The sequence below is a fragment of the Amycolatopsis methanolica 239 genome (assembly GCF_000739085.1).
Lineage (GTDB): Bacteria > Actinomycetota > Actinomycetes > Mycobacteriales > Pseudonocardiaceae > Amycolatopsis_E > Amycolatopsis_E methanolica.
Genome location: NZ_CP009110.1, coordinates 2,245,370 through 2,271,465 on the forward strand (window position 1 = coordinate 2,245,370; position 26,096 = coordinate 2,271,465).

A 26,096-nucleotide genomic window follows, 5' to 3' on the forward strand; every position below is an offset into this window, starting at 1 on the left:
TCCATGAGCGTCTACGCGAACCGGATCCGGCCACGGCTCATCGACGTTACCTGCGGGGCCACGCAGGCGCACCCGCACCGGGAACGCGCCTGCGCCGGGCTGCGCGGCCGGGTGCTGGAGATCGGCTTCGGCTCCGGCCTGAACGTGCCCTTCTACCCGGCGGCGGTCGCGGAGGTCGTCGCCATCGAGCCGTCGGACGCGGCCTGGCGGCTGGCGAGCGGACGGCTCGCCGCGTCCGCCGCGCCGGTCGAGCGGGCCGGCCTGGACGGGCAGTCGCTGCCCTTGCCCGCGCACAGCTGCGACACCGCGCTGACAACCTGGACGCTGTGCGCCATCCCGGACCCCGCCGCCGCGGTGCGGGAGATCCGGCGGGTCCTCAAACCCGGCGGCACACTGCACTTCGCCGAACACGGCCTCGCCCCGGACGCGGGCGTCCGGCGGTGGCAGCGCTGGCTGAACCCGCTGCAGCGCGCGGTGTTCGGCTGCCGCCTCACCAACCCCGTCGCGGACCTGCTGACCGGGGCCGGGTTCGTCATCCGGGAACTCGACGCGTTTTACGAGGCCCGCTCGCCGCGGCCGTTCGGCGCGCAGTCGGTCGGCGTCGCCGTCGCGCCCTGATCAGACGGTCAGGCGCGTTCAGGCGGCCAGGCGCGTGACCAGGTCGGTGAGCGCGCGGCCCAGCGGCAGGTCCACCCGCACGTCCGCGTACTTGTCGCCGCGGGTGGGGCCCTGGTTGATGATCGCCACCGGCTTGCCCGCCTCGGCGGCGCGGCGGACGAACCGCAGCCCGGACATGACCGTCAGGGATGAGCCGAGCACCAGCAGCGCGGACGCCTCGTCCACCAGCCGGAAACACTGGTCCACACGGGACGGATCGACGTTCTCGCCGAAGAACACGACGTCCGGCTTCAGCACGCCCGCGCACACGGTGCACGGCACGACGCGGAAGCCACGCACGTCGTCGTCGGCCAGGTCCACGTCGCCGTCCGGGTTGACGCGGGTCGCGGTCGCCGTGAAGTCCGGGTTCGCCTCGCGCAGGCGCCGGTCCAACTCCTCGCGGGGCGACAACGCACGGCAGGACAGGCACACGACCCGGTCCAGGCTGCCGTGCAACTCGACCACGTCCGGCGTGCCGGCCGCCTGGTGCAACCCGTCGACGTTCTGCGTGATCACACCGCCGACCACGCCCGCGGACCGCAGCGCCGCCACTGCCCGGTGGCCGTCGTTGGGGTGCGCACGTGCGATCGTGCGCCAGCCGAGGTGGCTGCGCGCCCAGTAGCGGCGCCGCGCGTGCTCGGCCGCCACGAACTCCTGGTACGTCATCGGCGTGTGGCGCCGCAGGCTGCCTGTCACGCCGCGGTAGTCCGGGATCCCGGACTCGGTCGACAGCCCGGCGCCGCTCAGCACGACCACGCCGCCGGCGCCGGCGATGCGGACTAGTTCGTCCAGGCTGGTCGTGCGGGGCAGCGGCTCACCGGCCGGCGTCCAGCTCAGGGTCGGTCGCGTCCGCACCACACGAGTGTACGTGCGGAAATCCGGTTGGCCGCCGGGCCCGGGCGCTGCGATCATCCGGCCGTGTCCCTCCTGCGCTGGCAGTTCGACCCGACCTGGTCGCTGGCCGACCTCCACCTGAGCGCCCTCACCCCGGCGGACTTCCGCTGGGAGCCAGGGCCGCTGACCTGGCACGTCCGGCGGGCCGGGGACGGCTGGACGATCGACTGGGCGGACACCGAACCGGACCCGGTGCCTACCATCGCCTGGATCACCTGGCACGTGGGCTGGTGGTGGAGCATCGCGCTGGACCACGCGCACGGCCGCCCGCCCCGCGAACGCGAGTCGGTCGGCTGGCCCGGCGACGAGAACACCGTGGCCTGGCTGCGCGAGCTGGCCGCCGGCTGGGGCGGTGTCCTCGACCGACTGTCCGATCCGGACGCCCCCGCAGCCTTCCCATGGCCCGCCGACGCCGGGCTCACCGTGGCGCACCAGGCCGCGTGGGTGAACGCGGAGCTGATGAAGAACGCCGCCGAGATCGGGCAGCTGCGCCTGCCGCGGGCGGCTCAGGCCACGTCGGGCTGAAGGCCCTTCCGCACGATGTCCAGGTACTCGCTGATGGCGTCCCGGTTGCGGGTGAGGCACTCGATGCGCCGCGTCATCCGGTCCCGCTCCTGTTCCAGCGTCGCCAGCATCTCCGGAGTGGCGTCCGGGAAGTAGATCGTGCGCGGCTTGTCCAGGCACGGCAGAATCTGCTTGATGATGCGCGTGGGCAGGCCGGCGTCGAGCAGGCCGCGGATCTGCAGCACCCGGTCGACGTTGTACTCGTCGTAGTCGCGGTAGCCGTTGGGCAGGCGCCGGGACACGATGAGCCCCTGCTCCTCGTAGTAACGCAGCAGGCGGCGGGGCGTTTCGGTGCGTTCCGACAGCTCCCCGATGCGCATGTGGTCCCCCTCACAGCGATTTGACCTTCACATCTGTGTGATGGTTTCAGCATAACGCCGTGATCGATGTGCTGACCCCTTCCCGACTCCGGCTGCGGTCCCTGCTCGCGTTGACGACCGCGGCGTTCATCACCGTCCTCACCGAAGCCCTGCCCGCCGGCGTGCTGCCCGCGATGAGCGCGGACCTGCGCGTCGGCGAGTCCGCGATGGGGCAGGCCGTCACGATCTACGCGATCGGCACCGCGCTCGCGGCGATCCCGCTGTCCGCGGCGACGGCGGGCTGGCGCCGCAAGCGACTGCTGCTCGCCGGGGTGGCCGGGTTCGCCGTCGCCAACACCGTCACCGCGGTGTCCGGCGCCTACGTGCTGACCATGGCGGGCCGGTTCGCCGCCGGGGTGGCCGCCGGCGTGGTGTGGGCGCTGCTCGCCGGATACGCGCGGCGGCTGGCGCCGGAACACCTGCAGGGCAAGGCGATCGCGGTCGTGATGGCCGGGATCCCGCTCGCGTTGTCGCTTGGCGTTCCGGCGGGCACGTTCCTCGGCGAGGTCGTCGGATGGCGCGTGACGTTCGGCGTGATGTCGGTGATCGCCGTCGTGCTGATCGCCTGGACTGTCGCGACCGTGCCGGACCAGCCGGGGCAGCGTGACGGCGGCCGGATCCCGGTGCGGCGCGCGGTCGCTGTCCCGGGCGTCGCGCCGGTCCTGGTCGTCACGCTCGTGTTCGTGCTGGCCCACAATATCCTCTACACCTACCTGGCGACGTTCCTGCACGGCGTCCGGATCGACGTGGTGCTGCTGGTGTTCGGCGTGGCGTCGGTGCTGAGCATCGCGATCGTCGGCGCGCGCATCGACCGGCAGCTGCGGGCGCTGACCGTCGCCGCGACCCTGCTGGTCGCCGTCGCCGCGGTGATCCTGGCCGTGCTGTCCGGCAACGCGGTGCTCGTCTACGCCGGGGCCGCGCTGTGGGGGCTCGGCTGGGGCGGGGTGCCGACGCTGCTGCAGACGGCCGCCGGGAACGCGGGCGGCGAGGCGGCGGACACCGCGCAGGCCGCGCTGGTGACGTTGTGGAACGCGGCGATGGCGGGCGGCGGCGTGGTCGGCGGGATTCTGCTCGACGCGTTCAGGCCCGGCGTGTTCCCGTGGACCGTGCTGGTGCTGCTCGTGCCGGTGCTGGCCGTCGTGCTCGGCGCACGGCGGCATGGCTTCCCGGTCAGTTCGTGACCGTTACGTCCTCGGGCACGAGGACGAGCTCGCAGCGCACCGGGTCGTCGCCGACCCGCACCGGAACGGCGGCGGTCCGGTACCCGCGCCTGGCCACGGCGAGCGCGTAGCGGCCGGGCAGCAGGCCGGGCAGCTGGAACGAGCCGTCCGCGCGGGAGGTGACGCTTCCGGCGACCTCGCCGCGCTCGTCGGTGGCGATCAGCAGCGCGCCGCCCACCCCGACGGTGCCGGTGATGGCGCCGGTGGCCGACAGCGTGAAGTCCACCTCGCCCGGTCCGCTCACCGGCGCCGCCTCCGGCTGGAAGCCGTCGGCCGAGCAGACGAGGACGTGCTCGCCGTCCGGGATATTCAGCGAGTACCGGCCGCTCGGGTCGGTCGCGGTGGTGCCGGTCTGTTGCCCGCCCTTGCTGATCAGGGTCACCGCCGCGCCTTCGAGGACACCGCGCGGCGAGCGCACGACGCCCAGCAGCAGCGTCTCCGCCGGGCGGGCGCGGCCGGGGATCAAGAACGCGATCAGCAGCGCGGCCACGCACGCGGCGCAGCCGATCAGGAACGTCGTGCGGAACCCGTCGAGGCTGGGCACCGGCGTGCCGCCGAAGTCGATCGTCATGCCGGCGAGCACCATGCCGACCACGGCGCTCGACGACGACGTGCCGATCGAGCGCATCAGCGTGTTGAGACCGTTGGCCGTGGCGGTCTCGGTGGCCGGGACCGCGCTCATGATCAGGCTGGGCATGGCGGCGTAGGCGAGTCCGACGCCCGCGCCCGCCATCGCCGAGAAGATCGCCATCTGCCAGCCCGCGCCCATCAGCGTCAGGCCGAGCCCGTAGCCGGCGCCGAGCACGGTGATGCCGCACAGCAGCGAAACCTTCGGGCCGCGCGCGGCGATCAGCCGGGCCGCGAGCGGCGACATCGCCATCATCAGCAGGCCCGACGGCGCGACGCACAACCCGGCGACGACCATCGACAGCCCCAGCCCGTAGCCGGTCGCGGACGGCAGCTGCAGCAGCTGCGGCGGCACCAGCTGCGTCGCGTACAGCGCGAAGCCGACCATGATCGAGGTCAGGTTGGTGAGCAGGACCGGCCGTCGCGCGGTGGTGCGCAGGTCGACCAGCGGTTCGGCGGTGCGCAGCTGCCGGAACCCCCACGCCACGAACAGCACCACCGCCGCGCCGCCGAAGCCGAGGGTGCGGGTGCTGCCCCAGCCCCAGTCGCCGCCCTTCGAGATCGCCAGCAGCAGGCACACCAGCGCCGCGGACAGCCCGATCGCGCCGGGCAGGTCGAAGCGGCCGGGGGAGCGGACCGCGGACTCCGGCACCACGAGCACGATCAGCACCAGGCTGACGAGCCCGAGCGCGGCCGCGCCGAGGAACAGGATGTGCCAGTTGAAGTGCTCGGCCACCAGCGCGGCGACCGGGAGCGCGAAGGCGCCGCCGATGCCCAGCGACGAGCTCATCAGGCCGACCGCGCCGCCGAGGCGTTCCGGCGGCAGCTCGTCGCGCATGATGCTGATGCCCAGCGGGATCGCGCCGATGGCGAAGCCCTGCAGCCCGCGGCCGATCATCATGGGCAGCAGCGCGGTCGTCAGGCCGCACACCAGGGAGCCCACGACCTGCAACGTCAGCGCGACGAGCATCATGCGGCGCTTGCCGTACATGTCGCCGAGGCGGCCCAGCACCGGGGTGGCGACCGCGCCGGTGAGCAGGGTGATCGTGATGACCCAGGCGGTGTCGGAGCTGTCGCTGTGCAGCAGCGACGGCAGGTCGGCCAGCAGCGGCACCATGAGGGTCTGCATGACGGCGACGACGACACCGGCCAGCGCGAGAACCGCCGTGAGGCGGCCGGGAGACGAGGACATGCGGCTCCGGAGTTCGTGCACGGATGGTTGCCTTGTGAAAGTACCTTCCGGAACGTCCCGTGCCGAGTGAGTTGTCCCGAAGCTCACTGCGTTCGGACGCGGTGTAACGATCACCGAGAGCCGGCCACAGCTGGAGCAGCCTGGCCAGGCTCCTCTTCGGGGAGCTGGGCGAGCGGTCCGACCCGACGAGATCCGCGGCGCCCTGCCTGTCGCGCACGTGCACGGCGTGATCCTGCGAGCGCGGATCACCGCAGACATCGTGCTCGACGAGGTGGACTACCTCCGGACGGAGGCGGGCCCTGTGACGACCTCATCTACGCGCAACGGCGCCGGTGAGCCGACCGTGCAGGCCCAGCGGAAGGATCACGCCGAGCTCGAACGCGCTCTGGACCGGATACTCCTCGCGTCCGAGCTTCTGCAACGGTGTGGTGCACCTGCGGTTCGGGCCGAACAGCCCGCGGGACCGGTGGAAGAAGTGACTGGCGGTGCTGGCCGGTGGAGGTACCGGCAACGCGTCGGGGAACCGCGAGTGGCCCGGCGGTGTGTCGCGGATCCGGGCTAAGCCCGGGGTTCTTCCGGGCGATGCGGTTGAATGGGTACGTCCGGTAGTCGCGGGCGCACCCGTTCCGGCGCCGGCCGGCACCGTTGGAAACCCCGGCGGCGGGCTCGTCCGCTCGAAGCCCGCCGCCGGGGTGGCTCAGCTCTTCGGCACCCCGAGGGCGCGTTCGAAGCCAGGCGGGATCACCACGTCGTCGCGGGTGAGCTCGTGGATCGAGGTCTTGCCGAGGCCCAGTACGGCCGAGTCGATGCCGCCGCGGAGGATGTCCAGCACGTTCTCCACCCCGGCCTGCCCGTTGGCCGCCAGGCCCCACAGGTACGCGCGGCCGATGAGCACGGCCTTCGCGCCGAGGGCGATCGCCTTGACGACGTCGCTGCCGCGCCGGATGCCGCCGTCCAGCAGCACCTCGACATCGCCACCGACCGCGTCCGCGATCGCGGGCAGCGCGCGGATCGGGGCCGGTGTGCCGTCCAGGTTGTTGCCGCCGTGGTTGGACACCGAGATCGCGGTGACGCCGGCGTCCACGGCCCGCTTGGCGTCGTCCACCCGCATGACGCCCTTGAGCATGAACGGCCCGCCCCACTGCTCCCGCAGCCACGCGACGTCCTCCCACGTCGGCAGCGGCGTCTGCATCCACTCGCCGTACGCGCCGAAGAACGTCGGGGCCGTGCCGCCGGGCGGGGTCAGGTTCGGGGTCGTCAGGTCGGGCAGCTTGCGCGTCTTCGCGAAGTCCCACAGCCACTTCGGCCGCGTGATGCCCTCCGGCGCGAACCGCGCCATCGCCTTCAGGTCCAGCTTCTCCGGGATGACCGGGCTGCCCCAGTCGCGGCCGGTGGAGAACGACCAGTCCAGCGTCATGATCAGCCCGACCGCGCCGGCGGCCCTGGCGCGCTCCATGCGCTGCACGAGCACGTCCCGGCTGCCGACCCAGTACATCTGGAAGAAGGTCTGCGGGTTGGCTGCCGCGACCTCCTCGATGGACTTGCTGGCGAACGAGCTCAGCCCCATTGCGGTGCCGCGCGCGGCTGCGGCGCGGGCCACGGCCACCTCGCCGTCGGGGTGCACGGCCTGGACGCCGGTGGGGGAGATGACGACCGGCAGCGAAATCGGCTGGCCCATCACGGTCGTGCCCAGCTCACGCTTGTCGGACAGCCCGGCGACGTGCGGGGCGAAGCCGAGTTCGGCGAACGCGGCGATGTTGTCGTCGACCGTGATCCCGCGTTCGGAACCCGCCACCAATGCGCCGTAGACCGACTTCGGCAGCCGTTTCCTGGCCCGCCGCTGAGCTTCGGCCACCGTCTCGAACCAACCGTTGGACATCTCGCCACTCCGCCTCGCCGATGAGGGACACCATTTTGGCACTTGATGCCATATTAGGCCACACGGGTTCGCCGGACGCAAGACCGGGCTTTCCGCGGTCAGCTCCTCGCGGTTAGATCGAACGGTGTCCACCTTCCAGCCGAACGAGCCCGTCGCGCACGTGGACGTGCACGTGGAGCACCTGCCCGGCGCGACGCTCGTGCGGGTTGCGGGCGAACTCGACCACCTGACCGCGCCCGCGTTCGAGGCCGTCGCACTGCCCGCGGCGCGTGCCTACCCGCAGCGGCTGGTGATCGACCTGACCGAGGTGAGTTTCCTGGCGTCGGCCGGGATCGCGGTCGTGCTGGCCGCGGGGGCCGAGGCGCCGGGGAAAGTGCACGTGGTGGTCGGATCCGGCTTCATGCGGCGGCCGCTGGAGATCGCCGGGGCCGGCGAGGTCGTGCGCCTGTGCACCACGCGCGAGGAGGCCCTGGCCGAGGCGTGACCTCGCGCGCCCTACTCCCGCCGCAGGCGGATGACGCCCCGCCCCGCTCGAGGTCGAGGGCCGGGGAGCGCCCTGGGCGTCCTCCTCGCGCATCATCGACGTCGAGTCGCGGTGTTCCAGTTCGAGGCGCTTGGTGCCGTAGAACATGGCCGTCACCTCAGCGCGGTTCCGTCAGCACCCGGCGGCGGGGGTGCCCGGCGGGCTGAACTCCAGCCAGATCGTGTTCGTGCGGGGGAGTAGGTACGTGGCGTCCTCGGGGCGGCGCCAGCCGTCCGGGACCAGGACGTACTGGCCGCCCGACTGGAGCAGCAGCTTCAGCCCGGGGTAGCGGTACTGGAACGCGCCGTCCGGGGCCGGGCAGTGCACCTCGCCCGGGAGGTTGAGCTTCTGGGTGCTGTAGAGGACCACCGCGGGGCGGGCGGGCAACGCCTGCTCCGTCTCGAACGCGCGCCGGACGCCGACCTGGCCCGCGTAGTCGGCGACCGCCCAGAACAGGCCGAACGTCACCAGCGCGTACGCCACCAGCCACTCCGCCACCCCGAGTGCGCTGCCGGCGGGCGCGGTCCACCGGCGCCACGCGAAGATCAGCAGCACCACGGCGAGCGCGAAACCCAGGCCGGGCAATGCGGTGAACCGCCGGTAGGGCACCGGGTTCAGCGCGATCGCGAACGTCACCGCGAGCAGCGCCGCCCCCAGCACCGCCGCCACCGGCGTCGCCCGGCGCAGGAGGGTCTGCCAGGCCCGCCGCGACAGCCGGAAACGCAGGAAGCGGATCACCCCGAGCACCAGGAACACCGCCGCGGAGATCTCGGCGATCGGTAGCAGCAGCCCGTCCACCCCGCGCGCCAGTATCTCCGGCGTGGTCTGGCCGAGCAGCGTGTAGTGCACGCGGAAGTAGCTGAAGAACACTTGCGTGGTCAGGAAACCGAAGTAGTACAGCAGGCCGGTAAGCAGCGTCGCGTTCGCGGCCAGGGTGCCGACCACCCGCAGCGCTCTGGCCGGTCCGGTCTGCGGCGGCGTCCGGGGCCGGGGTGGCGACAGCCGGGTCCTAGCCACCGGACCCGGTGGTGACGGAAGTGGATTCCTCCGATGTGGACTCTTCCGTGGTCGTCTCGTCCGTGGTCTCGCACGGGGCAGCCGTGATGGTGATCGTCCCGCCCGGGTACACCGGGTCCGGCGAGATGTCCGGCACGCACTCGCCGGAGCCGACGATCCGCACCCGCACGCCACAACGGTCCGGGCCGCAGAACTCCGCGAGCTCGCGGAGGATCGCGCCCTGCGCGCTGGTCGGTCCCGCCGCGCGGACCGTGCTGTCGTAGTTGATGGGGCTGCCCGGCACCCCGGGCGGTTCGTTCTTCGACGTGCGCGTGTGCCCGCTCGTGGGCGTCGTGCCCGTGGTCTCACCGGTCGCCGTGGTGGTGGCGGCGGTGTCGGCCGGGCTGTCCCCGGTCTGCTCGCCGGGGATCGGCGAACCGCCCGCGCACCCCGTGAGGGCCGCGCCGATCAGCAACGCTGCGTAGTACCTCCGCATGGTTCACCCTCCAGGAGGGAGTTCTTGCTTACAGGACGCGCACGGAGCGCCACCTGATACAGCAGTTCGCTAGTTCCTTCGGGTGAATCGGCGTTGTCGAGTGAGGTGTCCGCCCGTGCCGGGACGGCGTACGGGTGCTTCCCACCGTCGCGCGGGAACAGCGCAGCCACCCAGGCGCCGCCCAGTTGGCGAACACGGCCAGCGGGGTTCCGGCGAGCCCGGCCGGCCGCGGGACGTAGATGTCGTCCAATCGAACAGGCAATCGCGCGACGCGCAGGAACTGTTGGAGCACCGCACGCGCGGTAGGTCACCTCGGTCGTCGGATCTGAAGTTGCGGGCGCGCATCTGTGACCGGAGCCACTTTGACAAGCTCGCTGCGGCTGGCTGAGTATCTGCAATTAACCATCTGGTCCATTGAGAAGGAGCACGACGTGGTGGCTCAGCCGGGTGCCGACAGGGCGCGCTCGAGGAAGGCGGCGCTCGCCGCCTGGGTCGGCAGCGCCCTCGAGTACTACGACTTCTTCATCTACGGCACGGCGGCTGCGCTGGTGTTCGGCAAGATCTTCTTCCCCGCCTCGGACCCAGCGACCGGCACGCTGCTGGCCCTGTCCACGTTCGGCGTCGGCTACGTGTCGCGGCCGCTCGGCGCCGTCCTGCTCGGCCACCTCGGCGACCGGTTCGGGCGCAAGCGGGTGCTCGTCCTCACCCTGCTCATGATGGGCGTCTCGACAGTGCTCGTCGGCTGTCTGCCCAGCTACCAGACCGCGGGGGTCGCCGCGCCGGTCATGCTCGTCGCGCTCCGGTTGCTGCAGGGGTTGTCCGCGGGCGGGGAGCAGGCGAGCGCCAACTCGATGTCGCTGGAGCACGCGCCGGAGAACCAGCGCGCCTACTACACCAGCTTCACCCTCAGCGGCACCCAGGCCGGGCAGATCGTCGCCACCGCCGTGTTCCTCCCGGTCGCCGCGCTGCCGCAGGACGCACTCCTGTCCTGGGGCTGGCGCGTGCCGTTCTGGGGCAGCGCGCTGATGGTCCTCGTCGGCTACCTGGTGCGCCGCACGGTCGAGGAGACCCCGGTGTTCGAGCAGGAGGTCCGCACCGGCGAGGTCACCAAGCTGCCGCTGGTCGTGCTGCTCCGCGAACACTGGGCCGACGTGCTCCGGGTGATCGTCGCCGCGCTGATCGCCTCCGTCAGCACCATTTTCACCGTCTACGCCCTCTCCTACGCGGTCAACACCGTCGGCCTGAGCAAGACGCCGATGCTGTGGGTGGGGGTCCTCGCCAACATCGCCGCCGTCGTCTCGATCCCGCTGTGGGCCAAGCTCGCCGACCGCGTCGGGCGCAAACCGCTGTTCATCGCCGGGTCGCTCGGCTGCGCGGTGCTGATCTTCGCCTACCTCGGCGCGATCGCGGCGGGCAGCTGGGTGCTGATCTTCGCCGTCGGCGTCGTCCTGTTCGGCGTCGTCTACACCGCCACCAGCGCCGTCTGGCCCGCCTTCTACGGCGAGATGTTCCCGGCCCGGGTGCGGCTGTCCGGCACCGCGATCGGCACCCAGATCGGCTTCGCCATCAGCGGGTTCCTGCCGACGGTCGCCGCCGCGGTCGCCGGCGACGGGGCAGGCGCGTGGCTCGGCGTGTCGATCTTCACCGCGGCGCTGTGCCTGGTCAACGTGATCGCCGTGGCCACCGCACGCGAGACCTACCGCGTGCCGACCGCGCGGCTCGGCCTCAAGGAAACCGCCGCACCGGAACCGGTGGGCGCCGCGCGGTGAGCCGGTACGAGGTCCACGCCCTCTGCTACGGCCGCCGCGAGGGCACCCGGGGACAGCACTTCCTCGGGTGCGCCGCGGGTGAGGCCGACCAGCCGCACCCGACCGCGTACTACGTGTGGCTGGCGCGATCGGCCCAGCACACCGTCCTGATCGACGCCGGGATCCACCCGTCGCGGGTGCCGGCCGGGCTGGAGTACCGGCGGCCCGCCGAGCTGCTGGACTCGATCGGCGTCGCGGCCGGGGACGTGGACCTCGTGGTGCTCACGCACCTGCACTACGACCACGCCGGCACGGTCGCCGACTTCCCCGGCGCCCGCTACCTCGTGCAGCGCGGGGAACTGGCCTACTGGACGGGGTCGTGGGCGAAGCGCATCCGGCGCGAGCACTGGCTGCTCGACGAGGACGCGCTCGCCCACGTCCGCGGCGACCGGCTGTCCGAAGTGGACGGCGATGCGGAGGTTCTGCCCGGGCTGAGCGTCCACCTCGTGGGCGGGCACACGGCCGGGACGCAGATCGTCCGCGTCGCGACCGCCGCGGGGCCGGTCGTGGTGGCCTCGGACGCCAGCCACTTCTACGAGAACCTCGACGACGACCGCCCGTCGCCGCTGCCGCACTCGATGCCCGGCGTCTACGGCGCGTTCGACCGCATCCGCGAGCTGGGCGGCATCGTGCTGCCCGGCCACGACCCGGCGGTACTGGAGCGGTACCCGGCCGTGGGACGGGACGTCGTCCGCGTCGCCTGAGCCGGGCACCACTTCCCGCGTCAAGCCGCCTGGTCCGTGACGGCCGGCGCGTGGTTCCGCACCAGTTCGCGGCGCTTCTCGTCCTTGGCCCACCATTGCCGCTTGCCCGGGTGGCGCGCCTCGTAGCCCAGCTGCCACACGATGCTCCGGCAGATGACCTCCTTCACCAGCGCGCCGAACCAGCCGCAGATGAAGTTCGACTTCGCGGTGTCGTCCTTCGTCGAGAACTGGAAGATGCCGTGGCGGCGGCCCAGGCTGATGCACATCCCGGCGAACCCGACGTCGACCGGCGCGGGCTCCTCGCCCGCGATCCGGGCCAGTACCGTCCGCGCGGCCTGCGGACCGACCTGGACCGCGGCCTGGCAGCTCATCCGCACCGGCAGCCCCGACGGCGCCGCCGAGTCCCCGGCCGCGACGATGCGCTCGTCGTCCACGCTGGTCAGGGTCTCGCCGGTGAGCAGGCGGCCCAGCGCGTCGGTGGTCAGGCCGCTGCGGGCGGCGAGGTCGGGCACGCCGAACCCGGCGGTCCAGATGGTCACCCCCGACAGCAGCGCGCGGCCGTCGCTGAGCTCGACGGCGTCGCGCGTCACGGCCGTCACCGCGAGCCCTTCGAGCACGGTCACCCCCAGCTTTTCCAGGCGCCGGGCGACCGAGCGCCGCCCCTTCGGGTGCAGGTACGGGCCGAGCTCGCCACCGCAGACCAGCGTCACGGCGCGACCCTGCCCGGCCAGCTCGGCGGCGGTCTCGATGCCGGTCGGCCCGCCTCCCACGACGGTCACGGTCGACGCAGCGTCGAGCAGCGGCCGCACGCGCTCGGCTTCTTCCAGGGAGGCGATCGGGTGCGCGAATTCGGCCGCGCCGGGCACACCCGGGTCGGCGCTGCCGCTGCCGACGGCGTAGACCAGGTAGTCGTAGCCGAGGGTGTCGCCGCCGGCCAGCGTCACGCGCCGCGTGGCCGCGTCGATCCGGGTCGCGGTGTCCACGACCAGCCGGACGCCCGGGGCCAGCACTTTCCGGTAGTCCACGACCGCCGGGCCGGTGCCGCCGGCCAGCTGGTGCAGGCGGATCCGGTCGACGAACTCCGGGCGCGAGTTGACCAGGGTGACGGTCACGTCGCCGCGCTGCGTCAGCCGGTTCGCCGCCATGACTCCGGCGTAACCGCCGCCGATCACGATCACATCGGTGTTGCCGCTCATGGTGTCTCCTTCGCAGAGGGTCGACCATCTGACAAAGCGGCTCCCGGGAGTGTGACAACGCGTGACCCGGATCACTCCCGCCCGGTGAACGCCAGCGGCACCGACCGGGTGCCCCACTCCGCCCAACGGGCCGTCAGGATCTCCCCGGCGACCGAGAAGTTTGTGGTGGCCGCGAGGAGTTCCTCGAGCGTGAGCACCAGCATCATGCGGGCCAGCGGCGCGCCGGGACAGGCGTGGATCCCGGCCCCGAACTGGATCGCCTCGCGCAGGTTCGGGCGGTCCAGCACGAAGTTCTCGCCGTCCGGGAACACTCTCTCGTCCCGGTTCGCGGAGGTGTAGACGAGCGCGGGCGGCTCGTCCTTGCGGATGAGCCGCCCGCCGATGACCACGTCCCGCGTCGGCGTGCGCGACATGCCGCGGTAGGGGGTGTAGAGCCGGAGGTACTCCTCGGCGGCGGCCGGGATCCGCGACGGCGCCGCCCGCACCATCGTCCGCAGGTCCTTGTCCGACGCCAGGTGCGCCAGCATCGTGCCGATGAACACGCTCGGCGCCACCATCCGGGTGACCAGCAGCTGCCGCACGCAGCCGAGCACCATCTCGTCCGGGAACGGCTCTCCGCCCGGCGCTGCTCGATGACCTCCGCCGCGATGCCGTGGAGCACCCGGCTGCCGCGCTTGACCTCCTCGTCGTCCACCACCTGGATCGCGCGCACGTACTCGGCGCTGATCTGCTCGATCCGCTCGGCCAGCTCAACGGGCAGGTGGAAGAACTCGGCGAACACGTGCGCCGGGACGACGCGTGCGTACTCGGCCGCCACTTCTGCTTCGCCACGCGCGACCAGCCCGGTCAGCGGCTTCCGGGCGTGCGCCCGCACGGCGGTTCCAGCTCGGCCATCTTCCCGCGGGTGAAGAACCGGTTGACCACGCGGCGGTAGTCGGTGTGCTCGGGCGGGTCGAGGTGCAGTGGCGGGCGCCGCCCGGTGAACGCGAACTTCGGCATCACGTTCTGCACGCTGGTTGGCTGCCGACGGTGTCCCGCCAGGGCCGGACGACGGCGTACGGGATCCCGCCGCGCACGTCGGAGGTGATCGTCGAGCGCACGCACCGCATGCTGACGTTCGGCTCGACCGCCCCGAAATGGGACGGCCGCTGGACGGTCGTCGCGTTCTCCGTCCCCGAACAGGACCGGACGCTGCGCAACAACCTGCGGTCCCGGCTGCGGGTCCTGCGTTTCGCCGCGTTGTACGACGGGGTGTGGGTGTCGCCGCACGACCTGGGCGAGGAGGCCTTGGAGCTGCTGGGCGAGCTGGGCATCACGACGGCGACCGTGCTGCGGTCGACCGAGGTGCCGGGCGGGCCGGTCAGCCCGGTCGCCGCGTTCGACCTGGACCCGCTGGCGCGGGAGTACCGCGAGTTCGCCGACCGGTACGAGCCGATGTTGCAGAGCCTCGACGACGGGCTCATCGGGCCGAAGCAGGCGCTGCGGATGCGGACCGAGCTGCGCGTGGACTGGCGGCACTTCCCGGAGACGGACCCGGACCTGCCCGCCGAACTGCTGCGCGCGGGCTGGGACCGGGCGCGGGCGCATCGGGTGTTCGTGCAGATCTACGACCGGCTCGGCCCGCTCGCGGAGATCCGGTTCCGGCAGATCCTCGGGTCGGTGGCGCCGGAACTGGCCGAGCACGCGTCGCACCACGACTCGGCGACGGTCGCGGAGCTGTTCGCCACCCTCAGGGACCGCCATGCGCACGGCGACACGCCGTTCGAGCAGGCGGCCGCCGCGCGTCGCATCGCGGAGGCGGAGCGGGGTTAGCGCCGTGCCCGCGCAGGCCGCGCCGGTGGGCATCGCCCTGTCGCCGGACGGCGAAGACCTGGCTGATCACGGGCGCGTCCGGCGGAAGCGCGCCGTGCTGCCGGTGATGCGCGCGGCCGGCGACCTGCCCCGGTGACCCGCCCGGCCCCTGTTACGGTCCTCGGCGGGGCCGGACGAGGGGAACGTTCGCCTGCTCGGCCCTCGCCTGCGGCAGCACCTTCGTGGGTGAACTGGACCGAGCAGGCGGACCGAGGACGAGGAGAGACCCGTGACGCTGCCGGAGTGGCTGGTCAAGGAGATCGACGGGGTCGGGGACCACTCGGCGTTCGCGGGCGTCGACGAACTGGAACGCGGGTTGCGCACACTCGCGGCGGGCTACCCGGAGATCACGGCGCTGCAGCGCGTCGGCACGTCCCGGCACGGCGAGCCGTTGCTGTGCCTGACGATCGACGGCGAGCCCGGTGATCCGACTGCGCTGGTGTTCGGGCTGTCGCACCCCAACGAGCCCATCGGCGGCCTCACCGCGCTGCACCTGGCCGCGCGGCTATGCGCCGACCCGGGGCTGCGGGGGCGGTTGCGGCACCGGTGGCGGATCATCGCGTGCATCGACCCGGACGGGCTGCGGCTCAACGAGGGCTGGCTGGCCGGCCCGTTCACGCGGGAGCACTACGCGCGGCACTTCTACCGCCCGGCCGGGCCGGACCAGGTGGAGTGGACGTTCCCGCTGGACTACAAGGACGCTTACTTCGACGCGGCGTTGCCGGAGACGCAGGCGCTGATGCGGCTCATCGACTCCGACCGGCCGGACCTGGTGTGCTCGCTGCACAACAGCGAGCTGGGCGGCGTCTACTACTACCTCAGCCGCGCCGAGCCCCCGCTGCACCGGGCGCTGCAGGCGCTGCCCGGGCACGTCGGGTTGCCGCTGGACCGCGGCGAGCCGGAGGCGCCCTACATCACGCGGCTCGACGACGCGATCTTCCAGGGCACGTCGATCAGCCGGGCCTACGACTACCTGACCGGGCTGGGCGAACCGTGGACGAACTCGGCGGGCGACAACACGGCGTCGTACGCCGGCCGGTACGGCGCGCTCACGCTGGTCACCGAGCTGCCGTACTGGACGTCGGACACGGCGGACGACGACGGCCCGGCGGGCACCGGGTACGCGTCGGCGCTGGCCGCGCACGCCCGGGCGCTGGCGGACCTGTCGTCGCTGATGGCGGACACGATCGAGGCGGTGTCCGGGGCGCTGATGGTGCCGGACTCGCCGTTCTGGCGGGCGAGCCGGTCCTTCGCGACGATGATGGCGTCGGGGGCGCGTAGTGCCCGGTCGCGCAGCACGTCCCCGGAGGCCGACCGGCCGGCCACGGTGGCCGAGGTGTCGTCCTTGACGGAGGCGACGCACAGTTTCCGGTTGCGCTACGGCGGGGTTTTGTTGCGGGCCCTGGACGGTGAGCTGGCGGTGGGCAACACGCGGCCGGTCGTGCGGGCGGCCAGGGAGCGGGTCGCGGCGCGGCACGCGGAGTGGATCGCCGGGGACGCGCTGATCGGCGAGTACCGGACGATTCCGATCCGGCAGCTGGTGGCGACCCAATACGGTGCGGTGCTCGCGGCGGCTTCCCAGGTGGCTGGGGCGCTAGGCGGGTTCTAGGGCGCCGGGCTTCGCTTCGCCACGCCCGGATGCAAAGAAGCCCCTCCCGAACCCGATCTCTCAGTGTTCGGTCGCCGAGAAGTCGCGTCAAGGCGGGAAAGAGTACCTTGACCCGACTGCTCGGCAACCGATCTGGCTGGGGATCGGGTTGCGGGAGGGGACTGGTCAGTGGGGTTGCTGCTCTCGTTGCCGGCCGGCGGTGGCCGGCCGGCTGCTTGGAACCGGTCAGGAAACCTTCGAAGGATGCGTAGCCAACGGCATCACCCGAATGTCCATGTATGGGAACAACGGCAACCCCGATAGCAACTCGTGCAGCTCATCGTTCGACGACACGTCGAAGATCGAAATGTTCGAGTACTCACCCACGATGCGCCACAGGTGCGGCCACTTCCCTTCCCGCTGCAGCTTCTGGCTGTACGCCTTCTCCCGGGCCACGATGTCGGCCCGCACCGACGGGTCCATATCGGACGGCAGCCGCACATCCATCCGGACGTGGAACAACATGGGTGAGTCCTCCAGAAAGTATCAAGCCGGGTCGAGCACGAAGTCGTAGGTCACCGTCTCGCCGCGCTCGGCCGGCTTCGGGTCCAGCAGCAGCTCCGGCTTGACCGCCGAGGCGATGTCGTCGTCGTTGTGCTCGTCGCCGGGGAAGTACAGCTGCGCGGTGAGCAGCTCGTGGCCCGGGGCGGACACCTTGACGTGCAGGTGCGCCGGGCGCCACGCGTGCCAGCCCGCCGCCGCGATCAGCTTGCCGCACGCGCCGTCGGTCGGGATCTGGTACGGCGCGGGCCGCACGGTGTGGATCTCGAACGAGCCGTCCTCCTCGACGGAGAAGGTGCCGCGCAGGTTCCACTCCGGGATGCCGGGCGCGAACTGCGAGTACAGGCCGTCGGCGTCGGCGTGCCACAGCTCGACCTTCGCGTCCTTCAGCGGCGTGCCGTCGACGGACGTGACACGGCCCGTCCACACCAGCGGCGTGCCGCCCTCGCCCTCACGCATCGGCACCGAGCCGCGCGAGCCCTGCTCGGGCGCGCCGGGCACGTAGTACGGGCCCTCGATGGTGCCCTTGTTGCCCTTGCGGTGCGAGGTGGCGACCTCCTCGACCACGTGCTCGACCCACACGTCCAGGAACAGCGGCCACTCGCCGTCCTCGCCGACCTGGATCAGCCACGCCTTCAGCGCGTTGTACTCGTCGTAGGTGACCTTGTGCTTGCGGATGGTCTCGTGCACGGCCGAGAGCACCTCGCGGGCCAGCAGCGACACCCGCTCCTTCGGGGTGTCGGCGACGGCGGCGAACTTGTCGCTCTTGAACCGGGCCGTGGCGCTCGCGCCGGACTCCGCCGCGGCGGGAGCGTGGTGGGTGGCGGTCATGGGATCCTCCTTGATTCCTTGATATCCGGGGGAGTTCAGTGGTCCTGGCGGTATCGGTCGAGCTTGGCCGGGTCGATCTCGATGCCGAGCCCGGCGCCGGGACGGATGTGCAGCTCGCCGTCGTGGATCTCCAGGGGTTCGGTGAGCAGGTCGTCGCTCATGTCGAGGAAGTTCGACAGCTCCCCGGCCCGCCGCGAGGTGAGCGCGTAGGACGCTCCGAACGCGACAGTGCACGCGGAACCGATCTGGCCGTCGATCTGGTTGCCCATCACGACTTCCAGCCCGAGCCCCTCGGCGAGGTGGTGCACGCGCTGCGAGTGGGTGAAGCCGGTCCGCGCGGTCTTGATGCTGATCGCGGTCGCCGAGCCGGCCAGGATCTCGCGCGTCACATCGGCCGGGGTGACGGCCGACTCGTCGGCGATGAACGGCACATCCAGCTGCGACACCAGCCAGCGCCTGCCCAGCACGTCGTCGGCGGGGCACAGCTCCTCGGCGAACAGCAGGCCGAGGTCGGACATCTCCTTCATCGCGACCGCCGACTCCGAGGCTGTCCAGCCCCGGTTGCCGTCGACGTACAACTCGACGTCGTCGCCCATGCCCTCGCGCAGGGCCCGCACGACGGCGGTGTCCAGCGAGACCGGGCGGCGCCCCACCTTGACCTTGAACGTGGTGATGCCGTGCACATCACGCATGCGCTGCGCCTCGGCGACCATCGCCGCCGGCTCGTCGAACCCGAGCATGTGCGACACGCGCATCCGGTCGGTGTAGCCGCCGAGCAGCTCGGTGACCTGCACGTCCAGCGTGCGGCCCAGCGCGTCCCACACGGCCATGTCGATGGCGGCCTTCGCGGCCGGGTTGCCCACGGTGCGGCCCAGCCGGGACGCCATCGTCTCGCGTTCGAGCAGGGTCAGGCCGACCACCTGCGGCGCGAAGATCTTCTCGATCACCGCGATGATCCCGGCCTGCGTCTCGCCGTAGGTGAACGGCCGCGGCGGCGCCTCCGCCACACCCACGACCCCGTCGTCGGTGTGCACTCGCACCAGCACGTGCTCGGCCACGTGCACCTCGCCAGAGGCGAACTTGAGCGGTTTGCGGTACGGGATGGCGAACGGGATCGCCTCCACGCGCGTGATCTTCATCGAGTGACCTCGTGTGGTTGCGGGGCGAGTGCGGCCTCGAGCACCTCGAGGACCGACCGGACGAGCGGGGAGTCGTTGTCGCGGCGCCAGGCGAGCGCGAGCTCGACGGCGCCGGCGTCGGCGAGGTCGCGGAACACGACCCCGGCCAGCGGCAGTGCCCGGGCCGACGCGGGCAGCACCGCGATGCCGAGCCCGCCGGCGACCAGCGCGAGCAGCACCGCCGTGCCAGCCGCTTCGTGCTCGCGGTGCGGGCTGAACCCGGCGGCCTGGCAGCTGCGCATGACGGCGTCGTTGACCACGGAGTCCTTGGCGGCGTAGCTGATGAACCCCTCGGTGCGCAGGTCGGCCATCGACACGACGGGCTCGACCGCGAGCCGGTGGTCGGCGGGCACGGCGAGGATCAGGGGCTCGACCTCCAGCGTGTGCAGATCGATGTCCTCGCCCCGTGCGGGCGGGCGCAGCACGGCCAAGTCGAGGTCGCCGTTGCGCAGCCCGTCGCACTGGGCCGGGGTGAGCAGGTCGGCGTGCACCTCGACGGCGACGCCGGGCAGGTCCCGCTTGACCGCGCGGGCGATACGCGGCAGGTGCGAGAACGCCGAGGTGCCGGTGAACCCCACCCGCACCAGGCCGAGGCGGCCGTCGGCGATGCGGCGCACCCCGCGGACGCTGTCCTCGACCGTGTCCAGCACCCGCTGCGCCTCGCCCAGCAGGAACTCACCCGCCGGGGTGAGCCGGACCTGCCGGGTCGTGCGCGTGAACAGGGGCGCGCCCAGTTCGGCCTCCAGCTGCCGGATCGCGTGCGACAGGGCAGGCTGCGCCATGTGCAGGCGCTCGGCGGCTTTCCCGAAGTGGCAGGTGTCGGCCACAGCGGTGAAGTACCGCAGGTGACGCAACTCCATCGCCGGCCTCCTTCCCGCTCCTCGTCGTGGATTCATTCACCGTAGGTACGGATATTGAGTCAAGACAAGGAGCGATTCAGTCTCGATTGATCGATGCTGTCGATTAATAGCACCCTGGGTCAGGACTAGGTAATCGCCCGGTGTGACTGGGGCCACCACTTGTCAAGGTCAGGGGAACACCGAAGCCGAGCAGTGCCGCTGAGGCCGTTGGAGGTTTCCATGACCGAGACCCTGGACCACGTGTCGGAGGTCCTCGCCGACGCCGTCGTGGAGGACCGCGACGCCGGGATCTACCGGGCGAACCGCCGGATCTTCACCGACGAGGAGATCTTCGAACTCGAGATGAAGCACATCTTCGAGGGCAACTGGATCTACCTCGCCCACGAGAGCCAGGTCCCGAACCCGGGCGACTACTTCACCACCTACATCGGACGCCAGCCGGTGGTGATCACACGTGACTCCGGCGGCGAGCTGCACTGCCTGATCAACGCGTGCGCGCACCGGGGCGCGATGGTCTGCCGCCGCAAGACCGACAACCGGATGACCCTGACCTGCCCGTTCCACGGCTGGACCTTCCGCAACGACGGCAAGCTGCTCAAGGTCAAGGATCCCGACGGCGCCGGCTACCCGCCCTCGTTCAACACCGGTGGCTCGCACGACATGACCCGCGTCGCCCGGTTCGACAGCTACCGCGGGTTCCTGTTCGGCAGCCTCAACGCCGACGTGCTGCCGCTGGAGGAGCACCTCGGCGACACCACCAAGATCATCGATATGCTGGTGGACCAGTCCCCGGAGGGGCTGGAGGTGCTGCGCGGCTCGTCCACCTACACCTACGACGGCAACTGGAAGGTGCAGGCCGAAAACGGCGCGGACGGCTACCACGTCACCGCGACGCACTGGAACTACGCGGCCACCACCGCACGGCGCAACACCGGCGAGTCCAAGAACGACACCAAGACCCTCGACGCGGGCAGCTGGGGCAAGTCCGGCGGCGGCTATTGGTCGTTCCCGCACGGGCACCTGTGCCTGTGGACGTGGGCCGCCAACCCGCAGGACCGTCCACTGTGGAACCGAATGGACGAGCTGAAGGAACAGTTCGGCGACGCCAAGGGCGAGTTCATGGTCAAGGGGTCGCGCAACCTGTGCCTGTACCCCAACGTGTACCTGATGGACCAGTTCTCCACCCAGATCCGGCACTTCCGGCCGATCGCGCCGGACAAAACCGAGGTGACGATCTACTGCATCGCGCCGAAGGGGGAGAGCGCCGAGGCCCGCGCCTGGCGCATCCGGCAGTACGAGGACTTCTTCAACGCCTCCGGCATGGCCACCCCGGACGACCTGGAGGAGTTCCGCTCCTGCCAGCTCACCTTCCGCGCCACCGCCGCGCCGTGGAACGACATGAGCCGCGGCGCCGAGCACTGGCTCACCGGCCCGGACGAGGTCGCGCTGGCGCTGGACATGAAGGGCGTCATCTCGGCGGGACAGAAGAACGAGGACGAGGGCCTGTACCCGGTGCAGCACGGCTACTGGCGGGACACCCTCCGCAAGGCGATCGGAGCGGCGGAATGACCAGCGCGACCAAGACCATCACGCAGACCGACATCGAGCAGTTCCTCTACCGCGAGGCGCGTTACCTCGACGACCGCGAGTTCGAGAAGTGGCTCGACTGCTACGCCGACGACGTGGTGTTCTGGATGCCCTCCTGGGGCGACGACGACCTGCTGACCGAGGACCCGCAGAGCCAGGTCTCGCTCATTTACTACCCGAACAAGGGCGGGCTGGAGGACCGGGTGTTCCGGATCCGCACCGAGCGCTCCAGCGCCACGTCGATCCCGGAGCCGCGCACCAGCCACAACATCACGAACGTGGAGCTGATCGAGCGCCGCGGCGACATCGTGGACGTGCGGTTCAACTGGCACACCATGTACTTCCGCTACAAGACCGTCGACCCGTACTACGGCACGTCGTTCTACACGATCGACTTCTCCGGCGAGTCACCGCTGATCCGCCGCAAGACCGTCATCTTGAAGAACGACTACATCCACCACGTCGTCGACGTCTACCACATCTGAGGGAGGCGTCATGGCTTTCCAGGTCGCACTGTCCTTCGAGGACGGTGTCACCCGCTTCATCAAGTGCGAGCCGGACCAGACGGTCGCCGACGCGTCCTACCGGCAGCGCATCAACATCCCGCTGGACTGCCGCGACGGGGCGTGCGGGACGTGCAAGGCGTTCTGCGAGTCCGGCGACTACGACGGCGGCACCTACATCGACGACGCGTTGTCCCCGGACGAGGCGTCCCGGGGTTACGTGCTGCCGTGCAGCATGAAGCCGCGCTCCGACCTGGTGCTGCAGATCGCCAGCACCTCGGCCGTCGCGAAGACCCAGGCGGCGACCTATTCGGCCACGCTGACCGGGTTGGACCGGCTGTCGCCCACCACGTTCGCCCTCACGCTGGAGACGCCGGACCGCGACAAGCTCGCGTTCCTGCCCGGCCAGTACGTCAACATCGAGGTCCCCGGCACCGGGCAGACCCGCTCCTACTCGTTCAGCAACGCGCCGGACGACAAGGAACTGACGTTCCTGGTGAAGCTCACGCCGGGCGGCGTCATGTCGGACTACCTGACCGAGCGGGCCGCGCCCGGCGACGAGCTGCGCTTCACTGGCCCGAACGGCAGCTTCTTCCTGCGCGAGACCGACCATCCGGTGCTGCTGCTGGCCGGCGGGACCGGGCTGGCGCCGATCCTGTCGATCCTGCGCGCGATGCGGGCCTGCGGGGCGTCGCGCCCGGCGCACCTCGTCTACGGCGTCAGCACCGACGACGACCTGGTCGAACTGGACACGCTCGCCTCGCTGGCCGCCGAGGTGGACGGGCTGACGTGGGACTACTGCGTCGCCGCCCCGGACTCCAGCGCCCCCAACAAGGGCTACGTGACCAGCCTGATCCGCGACGAGCACCTGCACGGCGGCGACGTGGCCGTGTACCTGTGCGGCCCGCCGCCGATGGTCGAGGCGGTGCGCAAGCACTTCACCGACGCCGGCCTGCAGCCGACGGGCTTCTACTACGAGAAGTTCGCGCTCGCCGCCACGACGGCCGAACCCACGGTGGTGGAGACGAAGGCCGAACCCGAATCCGCTCCGGCCGTCCAGACTCCGGCGCCCCCGGCGCCGGAGGCCCCCGCCGCTCCGGTTTCCGCGTCCCCTTCGCCGGAGCGCGCGGGGGCGAGCCGGACCGTCGCCGGGCAGGCGATCTTCCCGCCCGCCGAGCTCGCGCCGCTGCGCGGCGGGGCGGTCCCCGACGAAGGCCAGACCAGGCGCGCCATCGCCGGGCAGCTCATCTGGCCGGGCGGCGCCGGCGGCGCCCTCGATCCAGGTGACACCCCGCTTCCCGCGCAGGCACGCGCCATCGCGGGGCAGGAGATGTTGCCCCGAGCCGAAATCGCCCCGCTCACCGAGCCCGGGCGGTACGAGATCGGCGAGGAGCACCCGTCGGTGCACGAGTCGGACGCCGTGTTCGAGGCACGCCAGGCCCTGGAGCTGGGCGCGGTGGAGATCACGATCGGCCGGCTGTCCTCCCAGCAGCTGGCCGGGTACCGCTTGCTCGCCGAGGCCACTCTGCCCTATGTGGACGGTGACAGGTTCCTCGACGCGGCCGCCTACACCGAAACCAACGCGGCCTTCCACGACTACCTGTTCACCCTGACCGGCAACGAGCACCTCCTGCAGGCCTACCACGCGCTCGGTGTGAAGGGCCACATGACCGAAACGCTCCGCGACGCCACCTGGTGCCACCCCCGCTGCACGCAGGACCACCTGGACATCGTGGCCGCGTTCGAGGCGGGGGACCGGGCGGCCGCGCGCCGCCTGGTCGCCGAGCACGCCGAACGCTCGAAGACCACCATGCGCCGGGCGATGGACGATAAGAAGGCCGCGCGGCGGCCGCGGTTCATCAGCCCCGGCCGGTTCGACGGCAAGGTCGTCGTGGTCACCGGCGCCGCGCAGGGCATCGGCGAGCGGGTGGCGCGGCGGATCAGCGCGGAGGGCGGCACGGTCGTCCTCGCCGACCGCGCCGCCCTGGTCAAGGACGTGGCGGACGAGCTGACCGGCGAGGCCCTGCCGGTGCTGGCCGACCTGGAGACCTGGGCCGGCGCGCAGGCGGTGGCCGAGGCGGCGCTGGCCCGGTACGGCCGCATCGACGTGCTGGTCAACAACGTCGGCGGCGCGATCTGGTTCAAGCCGTTCACCGAGTTCACCCCGGACCAGATCGACGCCGAGATCCGCCGGTCGCTGATGACCACGCTGTACTCGTGCCGCGCCGCGCTGCCGTCGATGGCCGCGCGGGGGCGGGGCGTGATCGTCAACGTCTCCTCGGCCGCCACCCGCGGCATCCACCGCATCCCGTACTCGGCGGCGAAGGGCGGCATCAACGCCATCACGGCGTCGCTCGCGCTGGAGTACGCCGACACCGGGATCCGGGTGGTCGCGACCGCGCCCGGCGGCACCGAGGCGCCGCCCCGCCGCATCAGCCGCGGCGGATCGGCACTGGAGACCGAGCAGGAGCGCGCCTGGTTCCAGGCGCACATCGACCAGACCGTGAACTCCTCGCTGATGAAGCGCTACGGCACGCTCGACGAGCAGGCCGCCGCGATCACGTTCCTGGCCTCCGACGAGGCCTCCTACATCACCGGCACCGTCCTGCCGGTGGCCGGGGGCGACCTCGGCTGAACCCGGCCGCCCCGCCCGGGGCCGCCGTTCCCCTCCCCTCCCCTCCCCACCCCACACCGGGAGCCATCATGTCCGACACCGACGCGAACGTTGCGCGGCGCACCGTGTCCTGGGTGGTCGCCCTGTCGACGATCGCCCTCGTCTTCGACGGGTACGACCTGGTCGTCTACGGCACCGTCCTGCCCACCCTGCTCGCCGATCCCGCGCATCTCGGCCACATCAGCGCGGGCCAGGCCGGGGCGCTGGGCAGCTACGCCCTGATCGGCGTGCTCGTCGGGGCGCTGGCCGCCGGCAGCCTCGGTGACTGGATCGGCCGCCGCAAGATCATGCTGGTCAACCTGGCCTGGTTCTCGGCCGGCATGGGGCTGACCGCCCTGACCCAGAACGTCACGGCGTTCGGCTTCGGCCGGTTCTTCACCGGCATCGGCGTCGGCGCACTCGTCGCGACGGTCGGCGCCCTGGTGGCCGAATTCGCGCCCGCGGGGCGGCGCAACCGGCTCAACGCGATCGTCTACAGCGGAGTCCCCGCCGGTGGCGTGCTCGCGTCGCTGCTGGCGATCGCGCTCGCCGACGCCGTCGGGTGGCGCGGGCTGTTCTGGGTGGGCGCGCTGCCGATCGTGCTGGTCCTGCCGCTGGCGGTCGTCAAGCTGCCGGAGTCGGCGAAGTGGCTCGCCGCCCGCGGCCGGGTGGACGAGGCGCGCGCGGTGTCGGAGCGGACCGGCGTGCCGCTGGTCGCCGAGCCGCCGGTGACCGACCGCCTGGGCTTCCCGGCGCTGGCGACCCGCGCACTGGCCTGGCCGACCGCGCTGCTCGGGCTGATGAGCTTCGCCGGGCTGCTGCTGACCTACGGGCTGAACACGTGGCTGCCGAAGATCATGGCGGACAACGGGTACGGCAAGAGCTACTCGCTGACCTTCCTGCTGGTCCTCAACCTCGGCGCGATCGTCGGTGGCATGCTCGCGTCGCTGTGGGCGGACCGGGCCGGCGCGAAGCGGGTCGTGGTCACCACGTTCATGCTCGCCGCGCTCACGCTCGCGCTGCTGCCGCTGGACCTGCCGCTGGCCGCGCTGCTGCTCGCGGTAGCCGTGGCCGGGGTCGGCACGATCGGCACCCAGGTGCTGATCTACGGGCTGGTGTCCAACTACTACCCGACGCGGGCGCGGGCCGCGGGTGTGGCGTGGTGCGCGGGCTTCGGCAGGCTCGGCGGGATCGTGGGGCCGGTGATCGGCGGCCTGCTGGTCGGCGCCGGCCTGGGCGGCACCACGGCGTTCTACATCTTCGCCGGGGTGGCGCTCGCCGCGGCGCTGGTCACCGCGCTGGTGCCGCGGGCACAGCACGCCGACGTTCCGGTGCCCGCCGTCGCGCCGGAGCCCGCCTAGAGTGACCA

At 71.7% G+C, this 26,096-nt stretch carries 26 protein-coding genes and 1 pseudogene; 14 read left to right on the forward strand and 13 right to left on the reverse strand.

Translation table 11 applies throughout. The annotated features are described in order from the left end of the window. The first annotated feature begins 3 nt into the window (after window positions 1-3). Complete coding sequence (locus tag AMETH_RS10770; protein ID WP_017981463.1) at window positions 4-618, forward strand: class I SAM-dependent methyltransferase; 615 nt, start codon at window positions 4-6, stop codon at window positions 616-618. Between the two features lie 18 nt (window positions 619-636). Here the strand turns inward: AMETH_RS10770 and AMETH_RS10775 are convergent, their stop codons facing one another. Then, the gene (locus AMETH_RS10775) at window positions 637-1,512 is read right to left on the reverse strand and encodes an NAD-dependent protein deacetylase (protein ID WP_026153003.1); all 876 of its coding nucleotides are present in this window, start codon (window positions 1,510-1,512) and stop codon (window positions 637-639) included. A gap of 63 nt (window positions 1,513-1,575) precedes the next feature. On the opposite strand from AMETH_RS10775, the gene AMETH_RS10780 reads away from it, so the two are divergent. After that, window positions 1,576-2,076 carry a DinB family protein gene (locus AMETH_RS10780; RefSeq protein ID WP_017981465.1) on the forward strand — a complete coding sequence of 167 codons (501 nt, stop codon included), beginning with the start codon at window positions 1,576-1,578 and terminating at the stop codon, window positions 2,074-2,076. Here the strand turns inward: AMETH_RS10780 and AMETH_RS10785 are convergent. Further along, window positions 2,058-2,435 (reverse strand): MerR family transcriptional regulator, encoded by a 378-nt coding sequence (locus AMETH_RS10785; RefSeq protein ID WP_017981466.1) that lies wholly within the window; start codon window positions 2,433-2,435, stop codon window positions 2,058-2,060. The genes AMETH_RS10780 and AMETH_RS10785 overlap by 19 nt on opposite strands. A gap of 59 nt (window positions 2,436-2,494) precedes the next feature. Between AMETH_RS10785 and AMETH_RS10790 the strand changes: the two genes are divergently transcribed. Continuing rightward, window positions 2,495-3,655, forward strand: a complete 1,161-nt coding sequence (locus AMETH_RS10790; protein ID WP_017981467.1) for an MFS transporter — start codon at window positions 2,495-2,497, stop codon at window positions 3,653-3,655. On the opposite strand, the gene AMETH_RS10795 is transcribed toward AMETH_RS10790, so the two are convergent. Then, window positions 3,645-5,513, reverse strand: a complete 1,869-nt coding sequence (locus AMETH_RS10795) for an MFS transporter (RefSeq protein ID WP_038532038.1) — start codon at window positions 5,511-5,513, stop codon at window positions 3,645-3,647. The two genes, AMETH_RS10790 and AMETH_RS10795, sit on opposite strands and share 11 nt — an antisense overlap. Window positions 5,514-6,210: 697 nt before the next feature. Further along, window positions 6,211-7,392, reverse strand: a complete 1,182-nt coding sequence (mftD, locus tag AMETH_RS10805) for a pre-mycofactocin synthase MftD (RefSeq protein WP_017981470.1) — start codon at window positions 7,390-7,392, stop codon at window positions 6,211-6,213. 124 nt (window positions 7,393-7,516) lie between these two features. On the opposite strand from mftD, the gene AMETH_RS10810 reads away from it, so the two are divergent. Next, window positions 7,517-7,876 carry an STAS domain-containing protein gene (locus tag AMETH_RS10810; protein WP_017981471.1) on the forward strand — a complete coding sequence of 120 codons (360 nt, stop codon included), beginning with the start codon at window positions 7,517-7,519 and terminating at the stop codon, window positions 7,874-7,876. A 99-nt stretch (window positions 7,877-7,975) separates the two neighbouring features. Here AMETH_RS10810 and AMETH_RS42515 read toward each other — a convergent pair. The 3 genes and pseudogenes from AMETH_RS42515 to AMETH_RS10820 form a co-directional block, all read right to left on the reverse strand. Further along, window positions 7,976-8,023: pseudogene (locus AMETH_RS42515) on the reverse strand (DUF6191 domain-containing protein); the annotation flags it as partial. Between the two features lie 24 nt (window positions 8,024-8,047). After that, window positions 8,048-8,860, reverse strand: a complete 813-nt coding sequence (locus AMETH_RS10815; protein WP_017981472.1) for a hypothetical protein — start codon at window positions 8,858-8,860, stop codon at window positions 8,048-8,050. A gap of 64 nt (window positions 8,861-8,924) precedes the next feature. Next, window positions 8,925-9,407 carry a hypothetical protein gene (locus AMETH_RS10820; protein WP_017981473.1) on the reverse strand — a complete coding sequence of 161 codons (483 nt, stop codon included), beginning with the start codon at window positions 9,405-9,407 and terminating at the stop codon, window positions 8,925-8,927. A gap of 431 nt (window positions 9,408-9,838) precedes the next feature. On the opposite strand from AMETH_RS10820, the gene AMETH_RS10825 reads away from it, so the two are divergent. Together AMETH_RS10825 and AMETH_RS10830 are read left to right on the forward strand one after the other, a co-directional pair. Beyond that, window positions 9,839-11,176 (forward strand): MFS transporter, encoded by a 1,338-nt coding sequence (locus tag AMETH_RS10825; protein ID WP_017981474.1) that lies wholly within the window; start codon window positions 9,839-9,841, stop codon window positions 11,174-11,176. Next, complete coding sequence (locus AMETH_RS10830) at window positions 11,173-11,919, forward strand: N-acyl homoserine lactonase family protein (RefSeq protein ID WP_017981475.1); 747 nt, start codon at window positions 11,173-11,175, stop codon at window positions 11,917-11,919. Before AMETH_RS10825 ends, AMETH_RS10830 begins: the two co-directional genes overlap by 4 nt. A 20-nt stretch (window positions 11,920-11,939) precedes the next feature. Here AMETH_RS10830 and AMETH_RS10835 read toward each other — a convergent pair whose 3' ends face one another. Further along, entirely contained in the window at window positions 11,940-13,115 is a 1,176-nt protein-coding gene (locus AMETH_RS10835) for an NAD(P)/FAD-dependent oxidoreductase (protein ID WP_017981476.1), read from the reverse strand. Between the two features lie 71 nt (window positions 13,116-13,186). Next, on the reverse strand, window positions 13,187-13,696 hold the full coding sequence (locus AMETH_RS39875; RefSeq protein ID WP_157628484.1) for a cytochrome P450: 510 nt from the start codon (window positions 13,694-13,696) through the stop codon (window positions 13,187-13,189). Window positions 13,697-13,767: 71 nt separating this feature from the next. On the opposite strand from AMETH_RS39875, the gene AMETH_RS39880 reads away from it, so the two are divergent. The 4 genes from AMETH_RS39880 (at window position 13,768) to AMETH_RS10850 (ending at window position 16,575) form a co-directional block, all read left to right on the forward strand. Next, window positions 13,768-14,049 carry a hypothetical protein gene (locus tag AMETH_RS39880; protein WP_017981478.1) on the forward strand — a complete coding sequence of 94 codons (282 nt, stop codon included), beginning with the start codon at window positions 13,768-13,770 and terminating at the stop codon, window positions 14,047-14,049. Between the two features lie 95 nt (window positions 14,050-14,144). Next, complete coding sequence (locus tag AMETH_RS10845) at window positions 14,145-14,927, forward strand: PaaX family transcriptional regulator (protein ID WP_223843109.1); 783 nt, start codon at window positions 14,145-14,147, stop codon at window positions 14,925-14,927. A gap of 4 nt (window positions 14,928-14,931) precedes the next feature. Further along, window positions 14,932-15,063, forward strand: a complete 132-nt coding sequence (locus tag AMETH_RS41390; protein ID WP_017981480.1) for a hypothetical protein — start codon at window positions 14,932-14,934, stop codon at window positions 15,061-15,063. A gap of 132 nt (window positions 15,064-15,195) precedes the next feature. Next, entirely contained in the window at window positions 15,196-16,575 is a 1,380-nt protein-coding gene (locus AMETH_RS10850) for a M14 family zinc carboxypeptidase (RefSeq protein WP_017981481.1), read from the forward strand. A gap of 225 nt (window positions 16,576-16,800) precedes the next feature. On the opposite strand, the gene catC is transcribed toward AMETH_RS10850, so the two are convergent. The 4 genes from catC to AMETH_RS10870 are packed head-to-tail and all read right to left on the reverse strand — an operon-like array spanning window position 16,801 to window position 19,984. Beyond that, complete coding sequence (gene catC, locus AMETH_RS10855; RefSeq protein ID WP_017981482.1) at window positions 16,801-17,079, reverse strand: muconolactone Delta-isomerase; 279 nt, start codon at window positions 17,077-17,079, stop codon at window positions 16,801-16,803. Window positions 17,080-17,100: 21 nt separating this feature from the next. After that, on the reverse strand, window positions 17,101-17,946 hold the full coding sequence (gene catA, locus AMETH_RS10860) for a catechol 1,2-dioxygenase (protein ID WP_017981483.1): 846 nt from the start codon (window positions 17,944-17,946) through the stop codon (window positions 17,101-17,103). A gap of 35 nt (window positions 17,947-17,981) precedes the next feature. Further along, window positions 17,982-19,085, reverse strand: coding sequence for a mandelate racemase/muconate lactonizing enzyme family protein (locus AMETH_RS10865; protein WP_017981484.1), 1,104 nt, complete (start codon window positions 19,083-19,085; stop codon window positions 17,982-17,984). Beyond that, complete coding sequence (locus tag AMETH_RS10870) at window positions 19,082-19,984, reverse strand: LysR substrate-binding domain-containing protein (protein WP_017981485.1); 903 nt, start codon at window positions 19,982-19,984, stop codon at window positions 19,082-19,084. Before AMETH_RS10870 ends, AMETH_RS10865 begins: the two co-directional genes overlap by 4 nt. 219 nt (window positions 19,985-20,203) lie before the next feature. Here AMETH_RS10870 and benA point away from each other — a divergent pair, with 219 nt between their 5' ends. The 4 genes from benA to AMETH_RS10890 all read left to right on the forward strand — a co-directional run bounded on the left by benA (window position 20,204) and on the right by AMETH_RS10890 (window position 26,088). After that, window positions 20,204-21,553, forward strand: a complete 1,350-nt coding sequence (gene benA, locus AMETH_RS10875) for a benzoate 1,2-dioxygenase large subunit (protein WP_017981486.1) — start codon at window positions 20,204-20,206, stop codon at window positions 21,551-21,553. Then, the gene (benB, locus tag AMETH_RS10880) at window positions 21,550-22,056 is read left to right on the forward strand and encodes a benzoate 1,2-dioxygenase small subunit (protein WP_017981487.1); all 507 of its coding nucleotides are present in this window, start codon (window positions 21,550-21,552) and stop codon (window positions 22,054-22,056) included. Before benA ends, benB begins: the two co-directional genes overlap by 4 nt. 10 nt (window positions 22,057-22,066) lie before the next feature. Beyond that, window positions 22,067-24,709, forward strand: coding sequence for a benzoate 1,2-dioxygenase electron transfer component BenC (benC, locus tag AMETH_RS10885; RefSeq protein WP_017981488.1), 2,643 nt, complete (start codon window positions 22,067-22,069; stop codon window positions 24,707-24,709). 68 nt (window positions 24,710-24,777) lie between these two features. After that, window positions 24,778-26,088, forward strand: coding sequence for an MFS transporter (locus AMETH_RS10890; RefSeq protein ID WP_017981489.1), 1,311 nt, complete (start codon window positions 24,778-24,780; stop codon window positions 26,086-26,088). Window positions 26,089-26,096 lie beyond the last annotated feature (8 nt).